The organism is Paenibacillus sp. TC-CSREp1, from assembly GCF_050171015.1.
Classification (GTDB): Bacteria; Bacillota; Bacilli; order Paenibacillales; family Paenibacillaceae; genus Paenibacillus; species Paenibacillus silvae.
Genome location: NZ_JBNOKM010000006.1, coordinates 234,140 through 260,229 on the forward strand (window position 1 = coordinate 234,140; position 26,090 = coordinate 260,229).

Below are 26,090 nucleotides of genomic sequence, written 5' to 3' on the forward strand. Positions count from 1 at the left end.
GTTTCCTCCCTTCTTTCGTTTATAGTGGTCCCGAAATGCCCTGTCTGCGGATCATAATAAAGTGTCCGACCAGAAGCACCAGAAGCACCGCAGGGAGGAAGAAGACGTGCAATGCGAAGAACCTTGTCAGTGTCTGTGCACCAACGATTGTTCCCCCTTGCAGGAACTCCTTGATAATTGGCCCGAGCCAAGGCACTGTGTTGGCAATTTCCAATGTTACTTTTGTTGCAAAATAAGCTTTGTTATCCCAAGGCAGCAAGTATCCTGTCAGACCCAGACCCAGCATGACGAAGAAAATCAGCATGCCAACGACCCAGTTCATTTCACGCGGAGCCTTGTAAGAGCCTGTAAAGAAAACACGCATCGTATGTAGGAACATCATGACGATAACCAGACTGGCTCCCCAATGGTGCATACCGCGTACAATCTGACCAAAAGCTACTTTCGTTTGCAAATACTCTACACTTGCATAAGCGTTAATAATATCTGGAACATAATACATCGTCAGGAACATCCCCGACAGGATCTGAATAACTGTAATAAAGAACGTCAATCCGCCAAAACAATAAACGAATGCGGAAAAGTGATGAGCCGGGTTAACGTGCTCTGGCACTTCATGATCCGCAACGTCCCGCCAGATCGGCGTGATGTCAAGACGCTCATCAATCCAGTCATAGACATTTTTAAACATCTGCGTTCACGCCTCCTATTTCACTCGGGTGTTCGGAACAATCTCGCCCAGATAAACCCAGCCTTGTTCCTCCTTGACCACATATTCATCCAGCGGTTTCGGGGCTACGGCAAGATTCTTCCCTTCCTTGTCATAGTGCGCGCCGTGACATGGACAATGGTACTCGTTTGGATAATTTTTGTCGCTATTCCAACCTACTGTACATCCCAGATGTTTGCAGATCGGGGAAAGCGCATAAATTTTCCCTTGTTCGTCCTTACGAATCCAGGCCACCAGCGAGGCATTGCTCAAATACCATCCATCCTGCTGCTTCAGTTCAAACGTAAATTCTTGAGGTTCATTCGTAATTTTGCTGATTTCAGCCACTTTGACAGAGGTTCCTTCTCCCTTGTGCTGCAAAATCGGGTCCACCGCAAAACGGACCATAGGAAGAATTGCACCGGCGGCCATGTAGGCTGTAGCTCCACCAAGCGTGTAAGTCAAAAACTGCCTGCGTGACATTTCCAATCTGCTTGGCGGTTTCATCGAGGCTTCGTGCTGGTCATGCTCACTGCTCATACTGTCTCCAACCCCCTTTTAAGCCAACTCTCTCAATCGTTTTCATTATCATAAATTCCACGACTTACTAGAACATACATAATCATATAGTAGCCCTAGAACACCGTCAAGAATTTGTCACACATTTTTAAGGTTGAATTGTAAGCGTTGTTAAAAAACTGTTGAAAATTTGTCACATTTGTCATCAAGACGTCACTTTTTCCATAGTTCGCGAATACATTCCCCTACATATCGAGCGATGGACTCGTTTTCCATTTGTTGAAGAAGATCACGTTGACTCAATAACAAATCAGCATTCGGAATATGCATGTCCGCAAAAGATCCATCTGCTGACATCATAACCACATATTTGAAACCCGAAGCTTTCAGTTCAGACGACAAGGTATTTAATGTCATTGACATTTCTGCACTTATGTAGTGGTAGGCCGGATATGTCATAATTCTGCCTTTGAACGGAATTTCTACGGTGTCTAAAAAATCTCTCAGCCTCTCCAATGCTTCAGTCGCTTCGACTGGGGATTGTTGACCGCTCATAGCCGTGAACGGAACAAGGCATGTATCCAGGTAGAGCTGCAGTTCGGCCCAGCTATCCTGATTCATCTCACTGAATTTCAATTCCCTATATCCCCTTCCTATCCATTTTATTCCCATATTATATATGAGCATATGTTATAAAGCCAGATATTCATTTTTTTTCAGCATGCACATTAAAAAAAGGAATGCACGGCTGCGCATTCCTTTAAGTTCAGCATTCACTCTATGTGTACCATTCGCTGATCTCTTAATTGATCGTCCTCAGTTCATCCGTCAGACTCCGGAAAGCTACTTCGTCTCCGGTAGCCAACGCTTTGTCGATTTCCAAATAAAGCTTCTCGCTGCGCTGTTTGCGAAGCGCCTCGTCCCAGACCATCTCAGCCGCCAGCCCCAACATGACTTCATACGTAACTTTCATTTTATCCAATAGGATGCACCTCCAAAACGGATTTAAGAGCTCCTATATTCTCTTCCTTTGATCACATAACCAAGTGTAGTTTTCGACATTCGCTGCAGATCAGCTTCAGTCAATTCTCGAATTACTTTGGCGGGTGTGCCCAAAGCGAGAGTATAGGGCGGAATTTTACTATTTTCAGTAACCACAGAGCCGGCGCCGATTAGTGAAAATTCACCGATTTCAGCCCCATTCAGCAGAATGGCTCCCATGCCGATCAATGATCCTGTGCCAATGCTGCAGCCATGAATGATTGCAGAATGTCCTACGGAAACATCGTCTCCGAGCACTAAGGGCTGATTGGTATTAACATGTCCAACAGTGTTATCTTGGATATTACAGCGCTTTCCAATCATGATGGGTGCCAAATCAGCCCGCAGGACTGCATTGAACCATACAGAAGAATCTTCTCCCATAGTGACATCACCAATCAGTTTCGAGCCTTCAGCCATGTATATTGTAGGATGTAGCTGTGGTTTTTTACCTTGATAAGAAATTATCATTCGTATCACTCCTTAATTTGGGAGTGATTTTAACAACTTGTCCCTCACTTGTCAAACAGAATCGGCTTGACATCTCCCGAGATGGAGCGGCAGGAAGCCGCAAGTTTCGAACCCCAGGCTGTCATCTGCACCGTTCTTCCTTGCTCATGCTCACCCGCACGAACCAAACCGAGATGTAACATCATTTTGATGACTCGCTTGTCATAGATATCTTCTGCTGTATCGTAGTAGAAGGGCTGAATGAACGGTCCAATTTGCTGAAAGAGAGATTCGGTTGTAGACCAATCAGCGGCACACTCCCCCGTCCAATACACAATTGACGACAAGTTTGGAACAGCGCCTTTATAAAGTCTTAACCAAAACCGAAAAAGCTGTATCATTTCGGTCGCTTTATCCGCATTCAGCTTTTCTTCTCCCGCTGCTGTCATTCTTAGAACCCCCTGATCTTCCCGAATAAGTCGGTGATGAAATGCGTAATCATACACCAGTGCAAAGCGGTCAGGATAGTCCTTGAACGAGCGGCCATATCCGAATCGCCAGCCGCCTTTGCCAACCAGTTCTTCGGGGATATGCAAATGCTCCATCACTTGCTGCTGCGAACGGCGGTACATCATGCCTTCTGCATTGACTGCGATCTCATGCTGCTGCACAAATCTCAGAAAGAGCTTCAGGTCCTCGGCCATCAGATGATATTCTTCACGATACATGGCTGGCTCGGACGTTTTGGTGATGCCTGCTCGTAAATGTGCTGATAACACATCTCTGAACCTTAACTTCAAATCTTGAGGCACTTGATAGAGGTATCTTGTCTGCTGCGTTGTGCCACTGAACAACCAACCGCTTTTGGTAAAACGAATGATCAGATCACGCGGACTCGCACCAGCTTCACTCTCCTTTTTGTCCATAGATTGACGGGCTATGGCGATGAGCTCTTCCATGCCATAATACTGGCGGGGATCAAATAACAGGTTATTCAAAAACCGTTGGTCTGCCTGGGTAAGCTGCCGTACCTGGTTCTCAAAGAAAGGTTTGCTGCCCAATGTAGTGAGAATGCTCTGGATGAGTTCATGTTTGGAATTGGGCTTACATTCACATTGATAGTAATCTGCTATTCGATTTAACTGGCCAATATCAGCAAAAGTCAGCATATCTGCTAGATTCATGGGTCCATCGCCTCGCCCCTTCACTGCTTACGGCTGCTGATTAAAGCCTGTAACAGTGTGGTTTTGTAAACATCGTTGACGGATTCTCCACAATCTAAACCTCTTCTTGCGATTTTTTTTGATTTATCTTATTCTATGCCTGAACCTAGTCGATCAGAAGAAAAGAAGAGTTATTGCATCGTTTATAGCTCTTGCTCTTGGAAACATAAGATAAAAAAAACAACCTGAGTTTTATCACTCAGATTGTTCGGCAGTGTCCATAGACAAATGTTTTGTGCAATTATATAAGATTGGAATCCATTCATCAGCCTGCTGCTCCAGAATGGTCAACGACAGATTACCGATTCGTTCCGTGTACTTATCTTGGAATAACGCAGTTAACAGATTGGCAAGAAGTGCGCCATGGGTAACAATAAGTACATTTTCTTGCCCATGTGAAGACCACAAATCCTGCAAAAAAGCCATCGCACGTGCCTGAATATCTGCGATATGCTCCTGCCCCAAATCGATCGCGTCCCAGGACTCCCCGAAGCGTGCAACTCTTTCCTCAGATGTAAGCCCTTCGATCTGACCGAAGCCTCTTTCCTTCAAGCGTGCATCCGGTTCAAGCATTGGTACCTGAAGCAGCCTCGACAGGATCTCACCTGTCTCCTGAGCCCGTGATAAACCACTTGTAACAATATAATCCCAGTGGTAGTCTTCGGACTGCAGACGTCTCCCCAGACGCTCAGCCTGCTTGCGGCCTTCCTCATTTAAAGGAATATCCGTCTGACCTTGTATCCGCCCGGCAGCATTCCAATCTGTGAGACCATGACGAACAAGTCCGATCCGCACGTATATCCCTCATTTCTTCACACGGCAAACGTTAGGCTGAAATACCTATGCACGCACACCCTGTTTACGTTTATTCGTTGATCGATGCATGCGGCCAAGTGAAAACAAAGCCATGCCGATAGCAAGCAATGACAGTCCCATCCAATACTCTGGATAAGTAGGAGCCATACTTACGACAAAGGGCTCGATAATGCTGCCCTTATCTGCTTGTGGAATGTTGTACTGGTACATTCCTGAAGAAGAAGAAGTACTTCCAGCAACTGCTGTCTCAAGTATGCCCGTTGTTACAACATTTGATTTCTCAGCCTCTGACACGTCTGGCTTGAACATAGCCATGTACAGAAAACTGCATAGAAAAATAGCCAGGAACGCCGCGATCCAAAGCGACATATGTTTACGGATCGCTGCAGAGAAACGATTAACCTTTGCCTCTTCCGGCAATAGCCATGGAGACTCCGCGTATATCCGGTCCATAACATTACGGTTGACTCTCTCTGCCTGTTGTTCGGTCACTGGAACAGGGATGCTGTGCAGCAGCATCTGGGCTTCCTCCCAGACTTCAAACTGCGCCGAACACTCTTCACAACCAGCGAGATGTGCATGAAATGCAATTCGCTGTGGATGAGATTCCGGCAAATCCCAGACCAGTGCAAACAATTCCTGGGCTTCATTGCAATTCATCGGTTCTTCATCCCTTCATATGGCTCGTACATCGGTTCGAAGAAATAAGGTTCCAACTGCGTTTTGACACTTGATCTTGCTCTGAATAGGAGCGATTTCACAGAACTTACGCTCTGTCCCAGAATTCCTGCAATCTCCTGGTAATCAAGCTGATCATACTCACGAAGAATGATTGCAGATCGCTGCTTTTCCGGAAGATTGTTAATCGCGTCTCGAACCAGCATCACCCGCTCGCTGCGTAGTACAGCATGCTCCGGAGCATTCTCCTGAGGAGCCACAGGCACGACACCGCTCTCTTCAAGCGGAACATTGCCACTGCGCTGTTTGCGAAGCTCACTCAGTACCGTATTTCTGGCAATGGTATATAACCAGGTGGAGAACGAAGCATCCACCTCACGGAACGAGTGTAAACTGCGGAACGCCTTATAGAATGTCTCAGAACAGAGATCTTCTGCAAGCAACTCCATATTGGAACTTTTCAACATATGATATACGAAAGCCAGTATTTTACGCTGATAACGACTCATCAGCTCGGAATATAACTCCACGTTACCTTCCTTGATCTCTCGAATCAACTGGGAATCCGTCATTTGAGTGCGACCCCTCCTCGCCCATCCATGTGCTTCTCCCCGTTCGACTCTATCCATGTATTACCGAACAGGCGTAAAAAAGTTGCGGTTTTCACCGCATAAAAAAAGCGTCCAGCGCCATTTCAGGCCCTTCCGCCAAATTCCCCTATGTAATGGCAATTTCCCCAACGTTTCTACATAACAGTAACATTGTACAACGGTCTGCATCATCCTGGCAAATCCATTGCTATCCACCAAAGCCCGACTTAACATACATATGCCGTTAAATTCATTGTCATGCTTCCTTTTATCTCCCTCTGGAGAGCCTCGCAAAATATAGACGTCGCAACCTTTGAAAAGGTTACAAAAATGTGATATTTTTTTTTATTTATTTTTGTTCGAGTGGCTCGAAAACTCAACATTCGTTAAATTTTCTGTTTTTTTAGACAAAAAAAAGACCGCTTACATAAGCGGCCATTGCTCACGTGGAGCAATACAGTTATTGGATAGGAGTGGAGAGAAACCATACTGTACTTTTATTATATGTATCCGTTTTCATTTTGTCAACACTTTGGACAAATTTATTTGTATAAACTTAGATTAAGAGGAAGAACAGAACAGCTTAGTCTTATTTTAAAAAATTCTTATCTCAGCATTACACTCTCTTAGCATTACAAATTTTCACAAAAAAGAGGGCTCTCGCCCTCTCCCCTTCTTACACCCACACCTGATATCCCAAAGAGTCCAGCAGCGTTTTCGCCCGCTCCATGTCCTCTTCCTGACGGAAAGACAAACGCATGATTCCCGGCACATCCACCCGATTCTCAATAATTTCAAGGTTGCTCAGGTTGATGTCATTTGCCCCGAGCTCAGTTGCAATTTTACCAATCATACCCGGCGCGTCCTGTACATCTGTATACAGATCAAACAGCGGGGAGATCATGCCCTTGCGACGCTCAGGCAACACACTGCGGAACTCACGTGCCTGGCGGAATGCCTCTTCAATGCCTTCGCCGTTTTTTTGTTCAAGCATATCGGTAAACGACAACATCTGACTGTTCCAGTCCTTCAGCAGTCCCAGCAGCACCTCACGGTTGCTAAGTAAAATATCCCGCCATACAATCGCATCACTGGAGGCAATCCGTGTAATGTCGCGGAAACCACCCGCTGCCAGCATTTTATACAGTGGGTTGGATTCATTATATTCACGCACCTGATTTACCAAAGCAACCGCGATGACATGAGGCAGATGACTGATGGCACCCACAATATCATCATGCAGCAGCGGCTCCACCCGGACAATCTGCGCACGTGTATAAGCTAACAGCTCGGACAACCGGCTGTACGCCTCCTCAGGCACATGTGCAGACGGTGTCAGTACATAGTAAGCATTCTCAAATAAAACAGCCGAGGCCGCGTCTACGCCTGCACGTTCGGAACCAGCCATCGGATGTCCGCCGATGAAATAGGCATCCGTTAAACGAACATGCTCCGCACAAGCAGCAATGGAAGCTTTGGTGCTGCCAACATCTGTAATAATACAGCCTTTTTTGAGCGGCAATCTGGACAATTTTTCAAAATAGAATTCCAGCAGCCCCACAGGCACACACAAAAAAATGAAGTCGGCATCCTGCACGGCTTCTTCCAGAGAAAGCGTCGCATCGTCAACGACTCCGCTCGCTATGTACTTTTCTTTTAATTCTTCCAGATGTGCGTAGCCCATCACGGTTAAACCCGGCTTGCCTTTAAAGCAAAGCGCAAGTGAACCGCCGATGAGCCCTACACCAATCATTGCAATTTTTAATGTCATGGTTCCTCACTCATTTCATCGCCAGTATTAAGGGCGTGCTACTGCATTCTCCGCCAGTGTATTCTCCAGCGCTGCTATAAACATACGATTCTGCTCCGCTGTTCCTACAGACACACGAATGTACGTTGGGTAGACATGGAAGCCAGCGCGGACGATAATACCCTGCTTCAGCAAGGACTGGAACGCTGTGTCAGATGGCATGTTCAGGTCTACGAGAATGAAGTTGCCATGTGCCGGGAAATACGGCAGACCAAGCCGTGCAAATTCATTTTGCAGCCACTCCCGATCGGTTGCATTATGCTTGGCACACTCTTGTACAAATGCCTGATCCTGAAGTGCAGCGATTGCCGCAACCTGCCCGAAGCGAGAGGTGTTGAACGGTTCACGCACACGATTGATAAGGTTAATAACCTCAGGACGTGCAATGCCATACCCAATACGCAGCGATGCCAAGCCATAGATTTTGGAGAAGGTGCGCAATACAACCAGATTAGGATAACGATCAATCAGCGCAATGCTCTGCGGATAGGCTTCATCAGTAACAAATTCATAATAAGCCTCGTCCAGCACAACCATCACATTGGATGGCACTTGATCCAAAAACGTAACAAGCTCCTGTTCGGAAACGATAGTTCCGGTAGGATTATTCGGATTGCATACCCAGATGGCTTTGGTTTTGTCAGTGATTTGAGCGAGCATTGCTGGCAGATCATGCGTTCCATTTTTCAAAGGCACCTCAATCGTTACAGCACCTTCGATGTCCGCATTGCTTTTATATACGGAGAAGGTCTGATCTGCCAAAATGGTCTCATCCCCAGGCAAGAAAAACGCACGTGTGATCAGTGCAATGATCTCATCCGATCCACAGCCAAAAATAAGGTTGCTACGCTCCACCCCCAGATGCTTTGCCAGCACCTCTGTCAGGTTAGCCGCGCTGCCATCCGGATATATACTCACACTCGCCATTTCCTTCGTAATAGCCTCCAGCACAGCCGGGGAGCTGCCAAAAGGATTCTCATTGGAGGCCAGCTTGATGACTTGCTCCAGCCCCAGCTCACGTTTCACTTCTTCAATCGGTTTGCCTGGCTTGTACACAGGCAGATTGACAATCTGGGATTTCGGTTTCAACTTGACCGCCTCCTGCTGTTCGAATTTAGCGTTCTAACAGAACGCCTTTATCCTTTCAATTGTGCCACAAAGTTGCGAATTTGCAACAGTCCCGCCTCGCGTGTATCCGGATTCTCAAGCAGCGGTATCGCTTCCTCCACCTGGCGCACAATGGCACTGCCCACTACAACACCATCACAAATGCGGGAGAAATGTGCCACCTGTTCATGACTTGAGATGCCGAATCCAACGGCAACCGGAAGATCAGTTAACCCTTTTACCGTTTCAATAAAACTTTCTACACCATCAAAAAAGGAAGCGCGTTCTCCCGTTACACCCAGGGAAGAGACACAATAGATGAATCCGCGCGCGCCGGTAACAATTCGTTCAATCCGTGCATTGGATGTAGGCGCCACGAGCGGAACCAGATGCACCCCGGCCTGATCGGCACGGCGGCGCATGTCCTCTGCCTCTTCAATCGGCAGATCGGGAATAATCATACCGCTGATGTCATGTTTGACCAACTCGTCAAAAAATACATCCAGCCCGGTTTGCAGCACAGGGTTATAATACGTAAACAGAACAAAAGGCAATTTCACACCTGCCGCGCGAGCTTTGGCCGCAGTCTCCATCACGGTGCGAATCGTAATCTGACTTTTCAATGCACGTTCAGAAGCACGCTGAATAACAGGGCCATCAGCTAACGGATCGGAATATGGAACACCGAGTTCCAGAATATCTGCTCCAGCCTGCTCCAACTGCTTAATGATATCAATCGTTGTGTCCACATCGGGATCGCCAACGGTCAGAAACGGGATAAGTGCTGTACGATTTTGTTCTTTTAATTGCTGGAAGGTCTGATCCATCAGATTCATTACAAGTTACCTCCCGTATATTTCATAATGGATTCTACATCTTTATCTCCGCGTCCGGACAGACAGATCACGATAACATCCTCTGTTGACATTTCGGGTGCAAGCTTCACAACCTGAGCCACCGCGTGAGCCGACTCCAGTGCAGGAATAATGCCCTCCGTACGGCTTAACAGCTGCAATGCATCCAAAGCCTCCTGATCCGTAATCGGGACATATTGTGCACGCTTGATGTCCTTGAGATACGAGTGCTCCGGTCCAACCCCCGGATAATCCAGCCCTGCGGAGATCGAGTGTGCAGGCTGTACCTGACCATACTCATCCTGCAGCAGATAACTCATGGAGCCCTGGAATACACCGTGTGTACCTTTACTCATCGTTGCCGCATGGTACTCGGTATCTACCCCTTTCCCCGCTGCCTCAACACCAACCAGCTTCACAGCCTCATCCCCGATAAAAGGATAGAACATACCGATGGCGTTACTGCCGCCACCAACAGCTGCAACGATGACATCAGGCAGTCGCCCTTCGATCTCCTGAATCTGACGGCGTGTCTCATCACCGATAACACGTTGGAAATTACGCACCATCATCGGGTATGGATGTGGACCAACAACAGAGCCGAGTACATAGAAAGTATCCTCCACATGACTAACCCAGTAGCGCAATGCCTCGTTACCTGCATCTTTCAGTGTACGTGTGCCAGAGGTCACCGGAATGACTTCTGCCCCCAGCAATTTCATTCGGAATACGTTGAGCTGCTGCCGCTCTGTATCTTCTTCGCCCATAAACACTTTGCACTCCAGACCCAGCAGTGCGGCTACAGTTGCTGTTGCAACGCCATGTTGTCCTGCACCAGTCTCGGCTATAACTTTCTTTTTGCCCATACGTTTGGCAAGCAGCCCTTGTCCAATCGCATTGTTGATTTTATGTGCGCCGGTATGATTCAAGTCTTCCCGCTTCAAATAAATTTTGGGTCCGCCCAGATGGCGGGACAGCTGCTCTGCATAATAAAGCGGGGTCTCCCGTCCGGAGTATTCACTCAGTAAATAGTTCAGTTCCTTGTTAAACTCCTCATCTTCAGAAAAACGGCTGTACGCTTCCTCCAGTTCGATCAGAGCGTTCATTAGTGTCTCGGGTACAAAACGGCCTCCGAACGGACCGAAACGCCCATGCTGATCCGGCAATTGATGTGTCATGCCTGCTTCACCCTTTCAACAAATGCTTTAATTTTGGTTATATCTTTAAGACCTTCCGTCTCCACGCCGCTTGAGACATCTACGCCGTAAGGTCTGTACGTTCGTATTAATTGCTGTACATTTTCTGCCTGAAGTCCTCCGGCCACCAACAACGCAATGCCATGCTGATCAGCCCAGTTCGCATACGCAGGTATGCGCTCCCAGGCAAATGTTTTTCCAGAGCCGCCGCCATACAGCGGATCAAAGGTGTCAAGCAATATTGCATCTATACAGCCTGCGTAAGCATTCAGACTATGCAGTGCTGTATGGTCCGCTTCTTGCCCTGATTCATCTTTAGGAAAAGAAACTGCCTTGAATACGTGCGCATCCCAGCGCTCTTTCACTTGTTTACAAAATGCAGCACTTTCCTGTCCGTGCAGCTGGATTACATCCAGGGGAGCGGTTTGCATCACATACTCCAGTTCTTGAAGTGTCGGATTCACAAACACACCCGCAAGTTTTGGCCTCTCTTCAGTCGACCACTCAAACAAAACCGTTCTCAGCTCTGCGGCCTGCTCAGGCGTAATTTGACGTCTGGAATTGGCAAACACAACCCCAATGAAGTCCACAGGCAAGTTTATCATTGATTTTAGCACTTCAACGTCCTGAAGTCCACATATTTTTACGGCCGCTGGAAGCAAGGGTTCCTGCTCCCCTGTACGGCGGCCTGCTTGTTCAGATAGTGAATTATTCATCATTTTGGCCCCATCAAGTCGTATACGGCGGCTTCCACATCCGCTTTGCGCATAAGATGCTCTCCAACGAGAATACCGTGAACTCCTGCTTCAATCAGCGGTTTTGTAGATGCAGCTCCATCAATTCCGCTTTCGCTGATCAGCGTTACATGGGATGGAATCAGCTCCATCAGATCCAGCGTTGTATTCAGACTGGTCTCGAACGTTTTCAGATTCCGGTTATTGATGCCTACAAGCGTTGCATCTGGGATCTCCAGTACCGTTTCCAGCTCGGCCCGGTCATGTACTTCAATCAAAGCGTCCAGTCCAATGCTTTTGGCAAACGTCAAATATTGTCGAATCTGCTGCGGTGTAAGAATGCTCGCAATCAACAGAATAGCGTCTGCTCCGAGCAATCTGGCTTCAGCAATCTGCTTCTCGTCAATTATAAAGTCTTTGCGCAGGAGCGGAATGTTCACCGCCTGATGAATGGCCTGTAAATATTCGTTGCTGCCTTGAAAATAAGAAACGTCTGTCAGCACGGATATACAATCCGCCCCTGCCCGTTCATACGCAGAAGCAATTTCCACCGGATGAAAATCCGGACGGATTAATCCTTTGGAAGGTGAGGCTTTCTTCACTTCAGCGATCAGCCCCAGCTTCCGATTCCGTCTGCTGGACAGCGCCTGTTCAAAACCGCGTGTTGCGGGTAATTGCTCAATCTTCTGAAGCGCTTCATCCATATGAAAAGTCTGTGCAAGCACCTCAACTTCTTTATGTTTTGTTGCTACAATGCGATCAAGATACATGATTGTACGCCTCCGTTGTATGAATTAACTGTGCCAGCTTACTGGCAGCTTTACCGGAATCCACTGCCTCCGCAGCGATTTTAACGCCGTCTGCGATGCTGTCCGCAAGGCCGGATACGTAAATACAAGCCCCTGCATTCAGCAGCACAACATCCCGGTAAGCACTGCGTTCACCCTGGAAGATCCGATGTATAATTTCGGCGTTCTGTGCCGCATCTCCTCCAAGCACTGCATCCAGCGGATGCAAAGAAAGCCCCATATCGCGCGGATCAATGTCATACGTGCGCACTTCCCCGTTCCGCAGCTCGGAAACCTGAGTGGGTGCAGAGATACTGATCTCGTCCAGCCCGTCATGACTCGCTACGACCAACGCCCGTTTTAGTCCGAGGCGGTTCAGCACTTCCGCAATCATTGGAGTACGGGATCGGTCGTAGAGCCCGAGCAATTGGCGATCTGCACCCGCCGGGTTCGTTAACGGGCCAAGCATGTTAAAAATAGTCCGCACGCCCAGCTCTTTTCTCGGCGCTGCTGCATGCCGCATGGACGGATGATACACCTGGGCAAAACAGAAACAGATTCCGATTTCATCCAGACATTGTCTGGCCTGCTCCCCATTCAGATGAATATTAACACCGAGCGCCTCCAATACGTCCGCACTGCCGGCTTTGCCGGAGGCAGAACGATTGCCATGTTTGGCTACCCGAACTGACACCGCTGAAGCGATAATAGCCGATGCTGTGGAGATATTGAATTTGTGAATGCCTGATCCACCTGTACCGCACGTATCCAGCAGCCCTCTGCCATCCGTCAAAATTCGTCCGCCCTGTCCACGCATCGCCTGGGCAAAACCGGTGATCTCTTCCACCGTTTCCCCCTTCATGCGCAGCGCCATCAGCAAACCCCCGATTTGAGCCGGAGTCGCTTCACCTTTCATGATCGAATACATCAGCTCACGCGCCTCGTCCTGCTCGAGATGACGTCCTTCCAGAATTTTGGCGAGGCCCTGCTTCATTCCTTCTTCATGGGATATGGATGCTTCCTGCACCACCCTTTGGTCTTTCAAAATCGGGTTAACGTTCATGTCCAGTCTCTCCTCTCTTAGTTCGTTGCAGATGTTGGTGTGACAAAATAATCAGCATTAGCCAGACTTAACTTGCGATCAGCAGCTTTTACCGGAAACATCGCTTCCGCTGTGCGAATTGCCTTTAACAAAGCTTTGGCTTTGTTCACGGTCTCTTCATATTCCTTCTCAGGCACAGAATCCCATACGATTCCTGCACCGGCCTGCACATACGCTTTTCCTTTTTTGAAAATAATCGTGCGAATCGTAATACACGCATCCATGTTTCCCGAGAAACCAAGATAACCGATCGCTCCGGCGTAGGCTCCACGCGCCTCTTTTTCCAGTTCCGCAATAATCTCCATCGCACGCAGCTTCGGCGCTCCAGATACCGTTCCAGCTGGCAAGCAGGAGAGGAAGGCATCGAAGAAGTCCTTGTCTTCTCTGAGCTCACCTGTAACGTTCGATACCATATGCATGACGTGAGAATAACGCTCGATCTCCATAAACATGTCACATTTCACACTGCCAAAAGTAGACACCCGACCCAGATCATTTCTTCCCAGATCAACCAGCATGAGATGTTCCGCACGTTCCTTCTCATCCTGTAGCAAGTCTGCCGCAAGTGCGCGATCCTCTGCCTCTGTTGCTCCCCTAGGCCGTGTACCTGCGATTGGACGTGTCTCTACGCGGTTGCCATCCACCTTGACGAGCGCCTCTGGCGACGTTCCAACGATAATCTCATCATCCATTTTCAAATAATACATATAAGGCGACGGATTCAGCGTCCGCAGTACACGATACACATGTAAAGGCGAAATTTCCGTATCAATATGGAAGCGCTGGGACAGCACCACCTGAAAAATATCGCCTGCGCGGATATACTCTTTAGCCTGCTCCACATTGTCTATAAATTGTTCTTTGGTCAGATTGGAACGAATGTCTCCAAGCTCAACATCGCCGGGAATCGAACGCGGATTCAGATTTTCACCCGGTCCTTGCTGCTGCAGCCGCTCTGCCGCCAGTTCAAGCTTCTCGGAAGTTGCTGCGTATGCCTGACGAATCTCTTCATCCGTTGCCCCGTCCTTAACGTGAACATTGCCCACAAGCAGCATATGCTGCTTCACATGGTCAAACACAACGATCTGGTCGCAGAACATAAAACGAATGTCATCCATATTGAGATCATCCAGCGCGTGAGCGGGGAGCTTCTCATAATATTGCAGCAGATCATATCCAAAAAATCCAATTGCACCGCCGGTAAAAGGGGGAAGGTCATCCTGCTTCGGACTCCGATATTTGCGAAGCAGTGCTTTGAGCTCTTCGATCGGCTTGCCAGGCAATTCGCGAGTTTTTCCTGCTTCCTCCACCACGATGCGGCCTTTTTTGCCTGAAATCATCAGGAACGGATCTGTACCGATGAAGGAGTATCTGGCCCACTGAATGCCTCCCTCTACACTTTCGAGCAGGAATGCACGGTCATTATCCGCATAACGACGGAATATACGAATTGGCGTCTCCATATCAGCCAAAATTCGTTTGACAACCGGAATCAGATTATACTCACTTGCCATTTTCAGTACCTGATCAACGTTTGGCGTTATCATCAGATCACGTCCCTTCAGACTATTGTAATTTTTTATAGCTTTATATTGTAACTTTTTGATTGATTTCAAAGGTAGAAGACTGTTATACGACAAAAAACCTCTACCATCAGGTAGAGGTTTGATTTAATAAGCTGTATTCAGGCATGCTGCTTCATAAATAACAAGTCCCTATACTTCCGCTTAAGGATAAATGTCAGGCTACTGATCCATGTTATCACATGGTTTCAGATATTTTTATAGAGAGAACATCATCCTGATAACATCTCCTTCACCATCATCTTGACGAATGCGAAACAACAAGCTGCAATGATGATGTAGAAATCATGTGAAATGTTACTTCATGATATGTGAATAAACAATGTCCTCTTGAACATATCTACTCTCTCTTCCTGTACTTGCCCTTAGCACGACGTACCGTGAATGCGTTGACCGATTTCAGATGCATCGGCTACCAAACACTGGACTCTGCTATATACTCAACTATACTCAGCTGCTCTCAGCTCAATCTCAAGCTCTACTCAACTGTTTCTCACTATACATGATATTTGTCACTTTGACAACCATTGCCGTTCAAAAAACTTATCGTGCAGCCAGATCAGGGCGCAGTGCCTGCGCACCGTTCAGGTATACGTGATGGATCTCGTTCTGCGCTTTGGTTGTATTCACATGCACCATGAAACGGATACACTTCGCCAAGGCCCCTTCTACAGGCACCTCCAGTGCACACATCAGAGGTACAAGCTCCCAGCCATCCAGTTGACGGATCACCTTTGCGGGAAAAGCCGCATCCAGATCTCCGGTCATCGTAATCCATACACTGCAGATGTCTTCCGGCACAATCTTGTTCCGGTCCACAATTTCCTGCAGCAGCACGGCTGTTTCTTTCAAAATCTCTTCTTCATTATTTTGCGTGACTGTCGTCGCCCCGCGGATTCCCCGTGTAACCATTGCTTTATTCTCCCTTCCTGAGAAGCTCGATAACTTCACGCACTGCCGTCACCGGCACATCCTTCACGATTCGGGCTGCTCCAATCCGATCAGGAACAATAAAGACCATATGACCTTCACGGAATTTCTTGTCATGCATCATCGCTTCCATCAAAGCATCCGTACCCAGATGTGCAGGCAGCGTTACCGGAAGGCGGAGTGCACGCAGCATGCGCACCGTATCATCATACAGGCCTGCCGGCGCTCCAAGCTTCTCTCCTAACAGAGCTGAACCAGCCATGCCGATCGAAATCGCTTCTCCGTGCAAAAATTCACCGTATCCGGCAATCGCTTCGATCGCATGTCCGATCGTATGCCCCAGGTTCAAGAGTGCACGTTCACCGTTTTCACGTTCATCATTAGAAACAATCTCTGCTTTGATGCTGCATCCGCGTTCGAGACCGTAGCCGAGTGTGTCCGGATCAAGCGCAAGCAGCCCCTCAGCATGCTCTTCACACCAATGAGCAAATGCTTCGTCACGAATAAGCCCATGTTTGAGCATTTCAGATAAACCTGCTGAAACATCTCTTGGCGGCAAGGATTGCAAGGTATCTACATCATAGAGCACAAGCTCCGGCTGATGAAAAGCACCGATCATATTTTTGGCAAGCGGATGATTCACCGCCACTTTACCTCCAACACTGCTGTCATGAGCAAGAATCGTTGTTGGAATCTGAACAAACTTGACGCCACGCATATATGTAGCAGCCACAAAACCAGCCAGGTCACCGACAACCCCGCCCCCGAGAGCGAGGATCGACGAGCTGCGGTCGAGTTTGCCTTCAATTGCCGCTGTCATCATGTCCTGATATACAGCAAGTGATTTGGAAGTTTCTCCAGCAGGAACGACCGCAGAAACGACGGCGTATCCGGCACTACGCAGTGTCTGCTCCAATGCTGCCAAGTATTTCGGAGCCACATTTTCATCGGTGATGATCATCAGCGGACTTTTTTTGGTCAAGCCATATTGTTCGAAAAATTGGGGAGCTTGAGCCAGCAGACCGCTGCCAATCAGGATCGGATACGAGCGTTCCCCGAGCTGCACTGTCAACTGTCGCATATTAATAGCTCTCCAATTGTGCCTGGTAGCTAGCAACGTTCGCCCGGATCTCCTCCATGGAATCCCCGCCGAATTTCTCAAGGAATGCCTTGGCGATTTCCCATGCAACAACATGCTCCATTACCACGCTGGCTGCCGGCACCGCACAAGCATCGGAACGTTCAACCTGGGCTGAAAAAGCTTCTTTTGTATCAATGTCCACGCTTTGCAGCGGTTTGTACAAGGTTGGAATTGGCTTCATTACGCCGCGCACCACAACCGGCATACCATTGGTCATACCGCCTTCGAATCCGCCCAGACGGTTCGTTGCCCGGTGGTAGCCGCGTTCTTCGGAATACAAAATCTCATCGTGCACCTGTGAACCGCGAATCGTTCCCGCTTCAAAGCCAATCCCGATTTCCACACCTTTAAATGCGTTGATCGACATTACACCCTGAGCGATGCGCGCATCCAGCTTGCGATCATATTGTACGTGACTTCCCAAACCGATAGGCACACCTTCAACGATACATTCGACGATCCCGCCGATGGAGTCACCCTCCTGCTTGATCTGATCAATGTAAGCTTCCATTTTTTTCTCAGTCTCGGCATCTGTCACACGGACCGACGAAGCCTCTGTCACGGCGATCAGTTCGTCAATTGGAAGGTCTTGATATGGTGCTTCAATCTCCCCGATGCGAATAACACGTCCGGCCACTTTAATGCCAAACTCAGCCAGAAACTGTCGTGCAATCGCACCGCATGCCACACGTACTGTTGTCTCGCGTGCACTGGAGCGTTCCAGAACGTTACGCAGATCTTTGAGATTGTACTTCAAGCCGCCGTTCAAATCGGCATGTCCAGGGCGCGGACGGTGCATGCGGCGCTTTTCCTCATCGCTGCCTTCAATCGGCTCAATGTTCATAATATTCTGCCAATGCTTCCAGTCATTATTTTGAACAACGAGCGCTACGGGCGCACCTGTCGTATATCCGTGACGAATTCCGCCAACAAAATTGGCCTGGTCCTTCTCAATCTGCATCCGGCGTCCACGACCATATCCCTTTTGGCGGCGGTGAAGCTGGAAGTTCAATTCTTCAAAATCAATATTCAGGTTACTTGGCAACCCCTCAATAATTGCGGTCAATTGGGGTCCGTGCGTTTCCCCTGCGGTTAAATAACGTAAACTCATAATACGTTCCCCCTTTAAACTGTTAAACTTCACATTGCTAAAATCCCATAATTTCTTTGCTTATTATAGTATAGCTGACCCACTTTGACAAGAAAGCCGACTTTTCTTATGCAAACAACCGCCTGAGTACATCTGCATGTACCTCAGGCGGTTGGTCTTTATGATGCTTTACTTTTTCCGATAGAAAAACGTCTCTGCCGTCTCCAGTCCATATTGACCTGGGGAGAAAATCTGCTCTGTACTGCCTACGAACAGCATACCACCCGGGCGCAAGCTGGCTGCGAATTTGTGATACAACAGATTTTTGGCTTCCTCGGTAAAATAAATCATGACATTCCGGCAGACAATCAGATCATAGCCATCATCAAAGCGGTCCACCAGCAAATTCTGTTTCTTAAAGTTGATTGAACTTTTCAGTTTTTCATCAATTCGATACATCATGCCATCCTGTTTAAAATAACGGCTTGCCGTTTCAGGAGGTACATCTTTGAGCGAACGCTCCATATAACGCCCTTCCTTGGCCTTCGCAAGCGCTCCTTCATCCAGGTCACTTGCCGTAATGGAGCTTTCTCTCAGAATACCCATCGTATCCAGAATCATCGCAATGGTGTAGGGCTCTTCACCTGTAGAGCAAGCAGCACTCCATACCTTGACCTTGCGTTTGGAACCGACCAGTTCTGGTAAAATCTCATCACGCAGCACTTCCCAGCGGTTCGGGTTTCGCCAGAACTCGGATACGTTAATGGTCATGCGATCAAGAAACTCATAAAATAACGCCTTGTCCTTCTGCATCGCATCGAAAAAGACGGCAAACGTATTAAATCCGTTTTTGTTGCGAAGTGTGGTCAGCCGTCTTTTCATCTGGCCTTCCTTGTATTGAGCAAGATCAATGCCTGTGCTCTCTTTCACTTTACGAATGAATCCGGCATAATCCGGGTCTAGTTGTTCTTGCTCCAGCATCGTATATCACCCTTTGGCTAATAATTACAACCAGGCTGCGATGCTCTTCTCATAACTTACCAGCTCGTCAGGACTGAAAAAGTTGGCTGCTTCACGAGTTGCACTTTCCGGCGAGTCTGCCCCGTGAATGAGATTATGCGGTGTATGGCTGGCGAAATCTCCACGAATTGTCCCTGGAGCCGCTTCCTTTACATTCGTCTTTCCAATGACAATACGTGCAAGCGCGACAATATCGTCACCTTCCCATACCATGGCAAATACGGGACCAGACGTAATAAACCGAACCAAATCATCAAAGAAAGGCTTGCCCTCATGCTCGGCATAATGGCGCTTGGCCTGTTCTTGTGTCATCTGTACCAGTTTCCCTGCCACCAGCTTAAATCCTTTGTCTTCCAGACGGCTGATAATACGGCCGATCAAACCACGCTGCACACCATCCGGCTTCACCATCAAAAATGTACGATCCATTGCCAGTTCACTCCTCACTCACGGTTCAAAGTTAATCACTATGTAAACGCAATCCCTTTGATTGTAACATACAACTCCATTTCCTCCCAATGAGGAATTTCACAGACCTATGTTACATGTGAGAAATGATTAAAGAGCAACATGGCACATAACGGTGACCGCCAGTTGCAAACTTCAAACGATAAACGCTGCATAATTAATGTGTACGCTTAACGACAAAATGAGCAATATCACGCAGGTTTTTGGTGGTCTTGATGTTAGGCAGCTGATCGAGAGCATCGAGCGCTTTCTTCATATATCGGTCAGCTAGGGCTTCCGCTTTAGCAATTCCTTGACTTTGGCGAATCATTCCAATTGCATCCGATGCACTGGCCCTTCCGTCCTCATGATGCACACGGGAGATTTCATTGAGCAGCGGCTCACGCAGATGCTCTTCCTCCAGTGCATACAATACGGGGAGTGTAATGTTGCCTTGTTTCATATCACTGCCTGGAGGCTTGCCAAGCTGCTTCTCCGTGCCGACCAGATCGAGTACATCATCTTGAATCTGAAAAGCCATACCGACATTATATCCGTACGTGTACAGCAAGGAAGAAATGTGTGCAGGCGCACGTGTAGCAAGAGCACCGAGCTGGCAGCTAACCGCAATGAGCAGTGCGGTTTTACGACGAATTCGCAGCAGGTAGTTACGCACACTCTGTCCTGTGTTGAAGAAGTCGCGAATCTGCTCCATCTCACCAATCGACATCTGTACCATCGCTTTGGCAAGAATGCGGTGAATGGCTGGATCAGACAGCCCCGCTGTCATCTCCAGGGCTTTGCCATAGATGTAATCCCCAGTGTACATCGCAATGCGATTATCCCATTTTGACTTGACTGTAGGTTTGCCACGGCGTGTCTCTGCGTTATCAATGACATCATCATGAACGAGGGATGCCGAATGTATCAGTTCCAGCGGAACGGCGATGAGCTTCAAGCGCTCAATATCATATGTACCAAACTTGCCGCCTAACAGCACAAAAACAGGCCGCAGCCGTTTCCCGCCTGCCTTGAGCAGATGAAGTGAAGTTTCACTTAACAGCTTTTGTTCACCTTGAACGCTGCGGTACAATTCTTTTTCAATATAATCCATGTCCTTTTTTAACAATCCGAAAATGTCCAATAGTTTCATTCGTTCACCCGTATCCGCGTATTGTCATTCCAAAATTCCATGCTTACCTTCCCCTCCAGCAAACCGGGCCTTGCAGGTTAATCGTTAACCAAGGCTTGCCGTTCCTGCTTGTCTTCTTAAACACCACGACTAGTTCTGAATCATGTAAGTACAGAAGTTGCCGGAGCATGGGTCAAGGCTGTGGTTGCTACATACGGTCATCAGCACTCACCAATACCCCGGGAGACGGGGGATTCTACTGCCAAGAAACAAATCTGCTAAGCTAAACAGACCTGCTGCTTCGCGTATCATCCCCGTTCGTCCGGTTCTCCCCACCTTGCAAACAATTGATGCGGAATACACAAGCTGTCCAGCACTTTCCCCACCAGAAACATGATCAGATCATCCATGGTCTGAGGTTTATAATAAAACGCTGGCATAGCCGGTATCATTCGAACACCAAGGCGTGAGAGCTTCAGCATATTTTCCAGATGAATGGCATGTAAAGGCGTCTCACGCGGTACAAGAATTAACGTTCTGCCCTCTTTCATCATAACGTCAGCAGCACGCGACATCAGATTATCCGAAGTCCCGTTCGCGATCGATGAAAGAGTACCCATGGAGCAAGGCATGATAATCATGCCTTCAGCCAGATACGAGCCGCTTGCAATGGAAGCACCGATGTCACTCACGGGATGATAGACAAGGGCTCCGGCACGATGACCGAATTGCTCCTGTAGCACACTCTCCCGATTCGTTACGTCCCAATCCATTTCTTCTTTTAACACACGCCAGCCTGCATTCGAGATGACCAAATGAACGGTATACTCCAAATCAAGCAGCGTTTCAATCAATCGAATACCATATATACTGCCGCTTGCCCCGGTAATTCCGACAACAAGTCGTTTATTCTCCGGCTGCTGCATCTTTACTTCACCGCCAAATCGATGAGTGTAAATGTAAATACGACCAGACTAAGCACACTGTTCATCGTAAAGAACGCCGTTTGTACACGGCTCATATCGTTAGGAGATACAATATAGTGCTCATATAACAATATTCCGTACGTAATCAACATACCTGCGCCATACCACCAGCTCAGATCAGTCATTAACAGCAGCGCGAGGAAACCGATGGCCGTGATGACATGAAAGAACTTGGCAATCTGCAGCGATTGAACCAGTCCAAAGCGGGACGGAATCGAATGCAGCCCTTCGCCTTGGTCAAACTCCAGATCCTGACATGCATAGATGATATCAAATCCTGCGGTCCAGAATACAATCGTAACGTACAGCACAATCGCTGTCCAATCCATCGTTCCGGTAACCGCAACCCAGCCGCCAAGTGGAGCCAGACCTATCGTCATGCCTAACACCACATGACAAAGCCAGGTAAAACGTTTGGTGTATGAATAGAGCACCAGCATAAATACTGCGATGGGCAGCAGCTGCATAGATAATACGTTAAGATTGGAAGATGCCCAGAACAGCAATATAAACGAAATGATGATGAAAACAATCACTTCACCGTTCTTCAGCAAACCTGCCGGAATAGCTCTCATTGCCGTGCGCGGATTTTTGGCATCGATCGCCTGGTCAATAATCCGGTTTAACCCGAATGCTGCACTCCGTGCACCCACCATGGCGAGCAGCACCCACATAATCTGCATCCAGCTCGGGAACGTATTGTTTACAACCATCGACCCCAGAATGGCGCCCATAAATGCAAAAGGTAAAGCAAAAAGCGTATGTTCAATCTTGATCATTTCTAAAAAAATGCGAATTTTCCTAAACATTCTGATTCTCCTTGGTTCCAATATGCAGTGCCGCGATGCCTCCGGTCAGAGGATAGGCCTGCACCTGCTGCAATCCGGTTTCAACAAAGATGTCTGCCAGTTCCTTTCTTCCCGGGAAAAGTGCCAGAGAGTCCGGCAGCCATTTATACTGCTCATAACGCTTGGCAAATAATTTGGCCATGTTAGGCAGCACATGTTCGAAATAAAAATAATAAATGCCTTTGAACGGCTGCCAGGTCGGTTTGGATAACTCCAGACAAACGACCATACCGCCAGGTTTTACAACACGCTTCATTTCAGATAAAACTTGTCTTAGGTCAGGCACGTTACGCAAGCCGAAACCAATCGTTACATAATCAAACGTATTATCTTCAAACGGCAGTGCCATTGCATTGCCCTGAACCAGCGTAATTTGCTTTGATCGTTTGACAGCATCAATTTTCTTCTGGCCTACTTCGAGCATGTTACTGCTGAAATCCAGCCCGTGCATGTGCCCTGTTTCACTTGCTTCTGCCATCGCAAGGGTCCAGTCACATGTGCCGCAACACAAGTCGAGCCCGGTATCCCCTTTAGACATATTCATCTTTTTCATCGTGAATTTACGCCAGGCTTTATGCCTGCGGAAACTCAGGATATCATTCATAACATCATACTTGCCGGCGATACTCTGAAAAACCGAATGGACAAATTCTTCTTTCGGTTTCGTCTCTCCGCTCCCCATTCGTCTGTCTCCCCCTCAATCTTCCCTAACTGCCACATGTGAAGTCTTTACATAGGACAGGTAAGGATCAAGAATTGCATCGAACTCACGTAAACCTTGGCGCAACCCCTGCTCATCCTGAAGCAAAAGCTGAATGCGTTGTACAGACTCGCGAAGCTTGTCCAGCAATACCTCACTGACACTGTATTTCAGCACCATAACATCCCATGCACGTGCGTTAATTGGTGTCTGGCGTAACTCGTCACGTTCTGAATCGTTACCGTTCTCATACACATGCCAGAATGCATAACTGTCCGTATGCTGCTGCTCATCACGCATCCGGTTCAACTCATCCGCAATCGTTTCACAGATACTAAATTCAGTTAACAGGCTGCTCCATAAAGACTTTTCTTCTTCACGGATCATGTCTGAAAATGAAAGAAACAGCTGCATTCTCAGCTGTACCGTTTCACGCAAATATTCATCAGCCGAAACGAGCAGTTTTTTCATCCGTTCATACAGCGTCATCTTGCGTGCGTTCACTTCAGCAACAGCACCGCTTAACTTACCGATCATCTCAATTTTGCCGGCATGAGCTAACAATTGATAGAAACGGCTGCTCAGATAATCTCCAGCGAGCACATTCAACTGACGTGAACGCATCTCCTGTTCTCTCCGATCGCCGGATATCGTATCGATTCGATCATGCGTATCCATAGCCAACTGAACGAGCGATGTTGCAAGCGAATATAACTCATGATGCACCTTCTCGTCTGTACGGCCCACAAATACCTGTAACAGACGCGCCCGGCTATCCGGAAATGACGGGATTTCCGTATGTTGTCGAATCATGTCGTAATCCGTATATTTCTTTGCTAGTTGGGGTACGCGATATGAATTCATTTTCATCCTCCGAGGCTATGCTTTGTCAAACCATTTATGCACTACAATCTTATATATTATAGCATATGTTTTTCGGACACGCACTGAAACATGCTATTTGATTACCCCTGACTTGTCATTTCAAACTGTTTCCTCCACAGTTCGGTCTGCATCAGATGAAACCAGTCTTTTAATTCCTCCGAGAACACTGCGCTTTTCCAGGTGCGAAGCATGTCGATAGCATACATCGGCCACTCCCCCCGCCGAATATCTGCAGCAAGCAGAAGATGGCGCTTATGCATCCATTCATCCTCGGCCATGACACGAAGCAGCACCTGTTCCACGTTTTCCAGACCCCGGAAGCTCAGATCAACTACAGCAGCCATACTTTCATAGATTTCGGTATACGTTGTATCCGTGCCCTTTACTTTGAGATCAATCGTTAATATGGACTGTTTCCACTCTACTCTGGCAATCGGCGTTGACATATGTAGAGAACGAAGCACATCCACGAGATTGTCATTGGTCAGCTGGACCGGCTGGTGAGTAGCTGTAACAGGCTCTGCCTTTTCCCCGCCCCATGTACGTGTATGCAAGCTCTGAAGGGCCACGAGCAAAATGACCGCCGCAATCGTTGTCAGCATCGATGCAGTCACAATCATTCCCGGTTTCATACGCGCCTCCTCGCCTTTATCTGTTAGTGTAGTCTGTCCGATAAAGGCTCATACCTCATTGTACAATGAAAAAAAGCAGGCTATGCCTGCAATTTTATGGGGTCCATAATCTTTTTATTATTCCGATTCGATCTCCCCGTGCTTTGTAATTAACGTCGCTTTACCACGAATTTTAATAGCAGAGGTGTGTGTTGTGAACTGCGCAATCATCACTTCGCCCTTGTCCAGCTTCTCGGTATGATGAAAACGTGTATCCTGTCCGCGAGTTAGCCCAATCACTTGAACACCATTTTCTTCAGCTTTGATTACGATATAGTCATTGCCCGTAGATTGATCCATCGCGCACGTCTCCTTTTCTAGTATCCTTAGCGTTAATGATGATCAAGATCATTCCATTTGTCAACCAGCCCGCCAGAGGAAATGGAGCGCAAGAAACGGTCATTTCCCGGCCATACTAAAACAAAACAGCCAGGAAAGGAGAATCAACATGAAATACACCCCAGCTCTGCTTACGGACGAGCACGTACAACAGATTCAGGAGATGGAACAGCATCTGTCCATTGTTAGCGGCAAGGAACTGGTATTAATCGCCTACAGTAGTCAGCCGGAGCGTTCGAACGAAATCGTAGACGGTGAGCAGAAGCATGAAAACATCCCCCGTTTATAGCTGTATGACTCTATAGACAAAAGAAAAGGCCGTGAACAAGTCACGGTCTTTTTGTTGACATATGGAATATGTAGAAATCTTATTTAATTCCGTCTTTGAGCGCTTTACCTGGTTTGAACGCAGGAATTTTGCTCGCAGGAATTTCGATTTCTTCACCTGTTTGCGGGTTGCGTCCTTTACGTGCGGAGCGCTCGCGAACTTCGAAGTTCCCAAAACCAACCAATTGTACTTTGTCTCCGTTTTGAAGTGCCTCAGAGATCGCTTCGAATACGGCATCAACCGCTTTCGTTACATCCTTTTTGGACAATTCAGTTGCTTCGGATACGTGTGTAATCAAGTCTGATTTGTTCATTTGTTTTTCACCTCCTGAATCAATGTCCTGAATGTTATACTGTGTTTCCGTTTTATAGGA

The 26,090-nt window shown here is 47.7% G+C and carries 31 protein-coding genes; 1 reads left to right on the forward strand and 30 read right to left on the reverse strand.

The window, feature by feature from the left end; genetic code table 11:
* Window positions 1-19: 19 nt before the first annotated feature.
* The 29 genes from qcrB to mtrB all read right to left on the reverse strand — a co-directional run bounded on the left by qcrB (window position 20) and on the right by mtrB (window position 25,350).
* The gene (gene qcrB / locus ACQSGY_RS11205; RefSeq protein WP_017687726.1) at window positions 20-691 is read right to left on the reverse strand and encodes a menaquinol-cytochrome c reductase cytochrome b subunit; all 672 of its coding nucleotides are present in this window, start codon (window positions 689-691) and stop codon (window positions 20-22) included.
* A gap of 15 nt (window positions 692-706) precedes the next feature.
* Window positions 707-1,249: a ubiquinol-cytochrome c reductase iron-sulfur subunit gene (locus tag ACQSGY_RS11210; RefSeq protein WP_111271394.1), complete on the reverse strand. Its 543-nt coding sequence runs from the start codon at window positions 1,247-1,249 to the stop codon at window positions 707-709.
* A 192-nt stretch (window positions 1,250-1,441) separates the two neighbouring features.
* A complete protein-coding gene (locus ACQSGY_RS11215; protein ID WP_216514772.1) occupies window positions 1,442-1,864 on the reverse strand; it encodes a DUF2487 family protein in 423 nt (140 codons plus the stop codon).
* A gap of 166 nt (window positions 1,865-2,030) precedes the next feature.
* On the reverse strand, window positions 2,031-2,210 hold the full coding sequence (locus tag ACQSGY_RS11220) for an IDEAL domain-containing protein (RefSeq protein ID WP_017687723.1): 180 nt from the start codon (window positions 2,208-2,210) through the stop codon (window positions 2,031-2,033).
* 23 nt (window positions 2,211-2,233) lie between these two features.
* Window positions 2,234-2,740, reverse strand: a complete 507-nt coding sequence (locus tag ACQSGY_RS11225) for a gamma carbonic anhydrase family protein (RefSeq protein ID WP_427051952.1) — start codon at window positions 2,738-2,740, stop codon at window positions 2,234-2,236.
* A 44-nt stretch (window positions 2,741-2,784) separates the two neighbouring features.
* A complete protein-coding gene (locus ACQSGY_RS11230) occupies window positions 2,785-3,903 on the reverse strand; it encodes a hypothetical protein (protein WP_427051953.1) in 1,119 nt (372 codons plus the stop codon).
* A gap of 234 nt (window positions 3,904-4,137) precedes the next feature.
* Window positions 4,138-4,737 (reverse strand): histidine phosphatase family protein, encoded by a 600-nt coding sequence (locus ACQSGY_RS11235; protein WP_427051954.1) that lies wholly within the window; start codon window positions 4,735-4,737, stop codon window positions 4,138-4,140.
* Window positions 4,738-4,782: 45 nt separating this feature from the next.
* Window positions 4,783-5,418, reverse strand: a complete 636-nt coding sequence (locus ACQSGY_RS11240) for an anti-sigma factor family protein (RefSeq protein ID WP_216514776.1) — start codon at window positions 5,416-5,418, stop codon at window positions 4,783-4,785.
* The gene (locus ACQSGY_RS11245; protein WP_111271400.1) at window positions 5,415-6,008 is read right to left on the reverse strand and encodes an RNA polymerase sigma factor; all 594 of its coding nucleotides are present in this window, start codon (window positions 6,006-6,008) and stop codon (window positions 5,415-5,417) included. The genes ACQSGY_RS11240 and ACQSGY_RS11245 overlap by 4 nt, the downstream gene beginning before the upstream one ends.
* Before the next feature lie 694 nt (window positions 6,009-6,702).
* On the reverse strand, window positions 6,703-7,797 hold the full coding sequence (locus tag ACQSGY_RS11250; protein WP_111271401.1) for a prephenate dehydrogenase: 1,095 nt from the start codon (window positions 7,795-7,797) through the stop codon (window positions 6,703-6,705).
* Window positions 7,798-7,824: 27 nt separating this feature from the next.
* Entirely contained in the window at window positions 7,825-8,925 is a 1,101-nt protein-coding gene (hisC, locus tag ACQSGY_RS11255) for a histidinol-phosphate transaminase (RefSeq protein WP_427051955.1), read from the reverse strand.
* 47 nt (window positions 8,926-8,972) lie between these two features.
* Complete coding sequence (gene trpA / locus ACQSGY_RS11260; RefSeq protein WP_289371526.1) at window positions 8,973-9,779, reverse strand: tryptophan synthase subunit alpha; 807 nt, start codon at window positions 9,777-9,779, stop codon at window positions 8,973-8,975.
* Window positions 9,779-10,975, reverse strand: a complete 1,197-nt coding sequence (gene trpB, locus ACQSGY_RS11265; protein WP_427051956.1) for a tryptophan synthase subunit beta — start codon at window positions 10,973-10,975, stop codon at window positions 9,779-9,781. Before trpB ends, trpA begins: the two co-directional genes overlap by 1 nt.
* Window positions 10,972-11,655 carry a phosphoribosylanthranilate isomerase gene (locus ACQSGY_RS11270; RefSeq protein WP_373288425.1) on the reverse strand — a complete coding sequence of 228 codons (684 nt, stop codon included), beginning with the start codon at window positions 11,653-11,655 and terminating at the stop codon, window positions 10,972-10,974. Before ACQSGY_RS11270 ends, trpB begins: the two co-directional genes overlap by 4 nt.
* Before the next feature lie 53 nt (window positions 11,656-11,708).
* Window positions 11,709-12,497 carry an indole-3-glycerol phosphate synthase TrpC gene (gene trpC, locus ACQSGY_RS11275; RefSeq protein ID WP_427051957.1) on the reverse strand — a complete coding sequence of 263 codons (789 nt, stop codon included), beginning with the start codon at window positions 12,495-12,497 and terminating at the stop codon, window positions 11,709-11,711.
* On the reverse strand, window positions 12,487-13,527 hold the full coding sequence (gene trpD, locus ACQSGY_RS11280) for an anthranilate phosphoribosyltransferase (protein ID WP_427052034.1): 1,041 nt from the start codon (window positions 13,525-13,527) through the stop codon (window positions 12,487-12,489). Before trpD ends, trpC begins: the two co-directional genes overlap by 11 nt.
* A 68-nt stretch (window positions 13,528-13,595) precedes the next feature.
* Window positions 13,596-15,164: an anthranilate synthase component I gene (trpE, locus tag ACQSGY_RS11285; protein WP_427051958.1), complete on the reverse strand. Its 1,569-nt coding sequence runs from the start codon at window positions 15,162-15,164 to the stop codon at window positions 13,596-13,598.
* Window positions 15,165-15,743: 579 nt separating this feature from the next.
* Window positions 15,744-16,112 carry a chorismate mutase gene (gene aroH / locus ACQSGY_RS11290; RefSeq protein ID WP_110894307.1) on the reverse strand — a complete coding sequence of 123 codons (369 nt, stop codon included), beginning with the start codon at window positions 16,110-16,112 and terminating at the stop codon, window positions 15,744-15,746.
* 4 nt (window positions 16,113-16,116) lie between these two features.
* Window positions 16,117-17,211, reverse strand: a complete 1,095-nt coding sequence (gene aroB, locus ACQSGY_RS11295) for a 3-dehydroquinate synthase (RefSeq protein ID WP_427051959.1) — start codon at window positions 17,209-17,211, stop codon at window positions 16,117-16,119.
* 1 nt (window position 17,212) lies between these two features.
* The gene (gene aroC, locus ACQSGY_RS11300; protein WP_427051960.1) at window positions 17,213-18,382 is read right to left on the reverse strand and encodes a chorismate synthase; all 1,170 of its coding nucleotides are present in this window, start codon (window positions 18,380-18,382) and stop codon (window positions 17,213-17,215) included.
* Window positions 18,383-18,550: 168 nt separating this feature from the next.
* Window positions 18,551-19,342, reverse strand: a complete 792-nt coding sequence (locus ACQSGY_RS11305; RefSeq protein ID WP_216514784.1) for a CheR family methyltransferase — start codon at window positions 19,340-19,342, stop codon at window positions 18,551-18,553.
* 24 nt (window positions 19,343-19,366) lie between these two features.
* Entirely contained in the window at window positions 19,367-19,810 is a 444-nt protein-coding gene (gene ndk / locus ACQSGY_RS11310; protein ID WP_111271411.1) for a nucleoside-diphosphate kinase, read from the reverse strand.
* A 196-nt stretch (window positions 19,811-20,006) separates the two neighbouring features.
* On the reverse strand, window positions 20,007-20,981 hold the full coding sequence (locus tag ACQSGY_RS11315; RefSeq protein WP_216514785.1) for a polyprenyl synthetase family protein: 975 nt from the start codon (window positions 20,979-20,981) through the stop codon (window positions 20,007-20,009).
* A 287-nt stretch (window positions 20,982-21,268) separates the two neighbouring features.
* Entirely contained in the window at window positions 21,269-21,886 is a 618-nt protein-coding gene (locus ACQSGY_RS11320; RefSeq protein WP_427051961.1) for a UbiX family flavin prenyltransferase, read from the reverse strand.
* Window positions 21,887-21,888: 2 nt separating this feature from the next.
* A complete protein-coding gene (locus ACQSGY_RS11325) occupies window positions 21,889-22,755 on the reverse strand; it encodes a UbiA-like polyprenyltransferase (RefSeq protein ID WP_111271414.1) in 867 nt (288 codons plus the stop codon).
* A complete protein-coding gene (locus tag ACQSGY_RS11330) occupies window positions 22,748-23,476 on the reverse strand; it encodes a demethylmenaquinone methyltransferase (RefSeq protein WP_216514787.1) in 729 nt (242 codons plus the stop codon). The genes ACQSGY_RS11325 and ACQSGY_RS11330 overlap by 8 nt, the downstream gene beginning before the upstream one ends.
* 15 nt (window positions 23,477-23,491) lie before the next feature.
* Window positions 23,492-24,358 (reverse strand): heptaprenyl diphosphate synthase component 1, encoded by an 867-nt coding sequence (locus tag ACQSGY_RS11335; protein WP_426333020.1) that lies wholly within the window; start codon window positions 24,356-24,358, stop codon window positions 23,492-23,494.
* A 101-nt stretch (window positions 24,359-24,459) separates the two neighbouring features.
* Window positions 24,460-25,011, reverse strand: coding sequence for a hypothetical protein (locus ACQSGY_RS11340; RefSeq protein ID WP_427051962.1), 552 nt, complete (start codon window positions 25,009-25,011; stop codon window positions 24,460-24,462).
* 117 nt (window positions 25,012-25,128) lie between these two features.
* Entirely contained in the window at window positions 25,129-25,350 is a 222-nt protein-coding gene (gene mtrB / locus ACQSGY_RS11345; protein ID WP_111271418.1) for a trp RNA-binding attenuation protein MtrB, read from the reverse strand.
* Window positions 25,351-25,498: 148 nt separating this feature from the next.
* Between mtrB and ACQSGY_RS11350 the strand changes: the two genes are divergently transcribed.
* Window positions 25,499-25,678, forward strand: a complete 180-nt coding sequence (locus tag ACQSGY_RS11350) for a hypothetical protein (protein ID WP_427051963.1) — start codon at window positions 25,499-25,501, stop codon at window positions 25,676-25,678.
* A 79-nt stretch (window positions 25,679-25,757) separates the two neighbouring features.
* Here the strand turns inward: ACQSGY_RS11350 and ACQSGY_RS11355 are convergent, their stop codons facing one another.
* On the reverse strand, window positions 25,758-26,030 hold the full coding sequence (locus tag ACQSGY_RS11355; RefSeq protein WP_090917341.1) for an HU family DNA-binding protein: 273 nt from the start codon (window positions 26,028-26,030) through the stop codon (window positions 25,758-25,760).
* Window positions 26,031-26,090 lie beyond the last annotated feature (60 nt).

Bases quoted from the DNA above. Each gene is read 5' to 3' on its own strand.
- qcrB (WP_017687726.1), bottom strand. From the start codon at position 691: ATGTTTAAAAATGTCTATGACTGGATTGATGAGCGTCTTGACATCACG.
- ACQSGY_RS11210 (WP_111271394.1), bottom strand. From the start codon at position 1,249: ATGAGCAGTGAGCATGACCAGCACGAAGCCTCGATGAAACCGCCAAGC.
- ACQSGY_RS11225 (WP_427051952.1), bottom strand. From the start codon at position 2,740: ATGATAATTTCTTATCAAGGTAAAAAACCACAGCTACATCCTACAATA.
- ACQSGY_RS11230 (WP_427051953.1), bottom strand. From the start codon at position 3,903: ATGAATCTAGCAGATATGCTGACTTTTGCTGATATTGGCCAGTTAAAT.
- ACQSGY_RS11240 (WP_216514776.1), bottom strand. From the start codon at position 5,418: ATGAATTGCAATGAAGCCCAGGAATTGTTTGCACTGGTCTGGGATTTG.
- ACQSGY_RS11245 (WP_111271400.1), bottom strand. From the start codon at position 6,008: ATGACGGATTCCCAGTTGATTCGAGAGATCAAGGAAGGTAACGTGGAG.
- ACQSGY_RS11250 (WP_111271401.1), bottom strand. From the start codon at position 7,797: ATGACATTAAAAATTGCAATGATTGGTGTAGGGCTCATCGGCGGTTCA.
- trpA (WP_289371526.1), bottom strand. From the start codon at position 9,779: ATGAATCTGATGGATCAGACCTTCCAGCAATTAAAAGAACAAAATCGT.
- trpB (WP_427051956.1), bottom strand. From the start codon at position 10,975: ATGACACATCAATTGCCGGATCAGCATGGGCGTTTCGGTCCGTTCGGA.
- trpC (WP_427051957.1), bottom strand. From the start codon at position 12,497: ATGTATCTTGATCGCATTGTAGCAACAAAACATAAAGAAGTTGAGGTG.
- trpE (WP_427051958.1), bottom strand. From the start codon at position 15,164: ATGATAACGCCAAACGTTGATCAGGTACTGAAAATGGCAAGTGAGTAT.
- aroH (WP_110894307.1), bottom strand. From the start codon at position 16,112: ATGGTTACACGGGGAATCCGCGGGGCGACGACAGTCACGCAAAATAAT.
- aroB (WP_427051959.1), bottom strand. From the start codon at position 17,211: ATGCGACAGTTGACAGTGCAGCTCGGGGAACGCTCGTATCCGATCCTG.
- aroC (WP_427051960.1), bottom strand. From the start codon at position 18,382: ATGAGTTTACGTTATTTAACCGCAGGGGAAACGCACGGACCCCAATTG.
- ACQSGY_RS11305 (WP_216514784.1), bottom strand. From the start codon at position 19,342: ATGCTGGAGCAAGAACAACTAGACCCGGATTATGCCGGATTCATTCGT.
- ndk (WP_111271411.1), bottom strand. From the start codon at position 19,810: ATGGATCGTACATTTTTGATGGTGAAGCCGGATGGTGTGCAGCGTGGT.
- ACQSGY_RS11315 (WP_216514785.1), bottom strand. From the start codon at position 20,981: ATGAAACTATTGGACATTTTCGGATTGTTAAAAAAGGACATGGATTAT.
- ACQSGY_RS11320 (WP_427051961.1), bottom strand. From the start codon at position 21,886: ATGCAGCAGCCGGAGAATAAACGACTTGTTGTCGGAATTACCGGGGCA.
- ACQSGY_RS11325 (WP_111271414.1), bottom strand. From the start codon at position 22,755: ATGTTTAGGAAAATTCGCATTTTTTTAGAAATGATCAAGATTGAACAT.
- ACQSGY_RS11330 (WP_216514787.1), bottom strand. From the start codon at position 23,476: ATGGGGAGCGGAGAGACGAAACCGAAAGAAGAATTTGTCCATTCGGTT.
- ACQSGY_RS11335 (WP_426333020.1), bottom strand. From the start codon at position 24,358: ATGAATTCATATCGCGTACCCCAACTAGCAAAGAAATATACGGATTAC.
- ACQSGY_RS11340 (WP_427051962.1), bottom strand. From the start codon at position 25,011: ATGAAACCGGGAATGATTGTGACTGCATCGATGCTGACAACGATTGCG.
- mtrB (WP_111271418.1), bottom strand. From the start codon at position 25,350: ATGGATCAATCTACGGGCAATGACTATATCGTAATCAAAGCTGAAGAA.
- ACQSGY_RS11350 (WP_427051963.1), top strand. From the start codon at position 25,499: ATGAAATACACCCCAGCTCTGCTTACGGACGAGCACGTACAACAGATT.
- ACQSGY_RS11355 (WP_090917341.1), bottom strand. From the start codon at position 26,030: ATGAACAAATCAGACTTGATTACACACGTATCCGAAGCAACTGAATTG.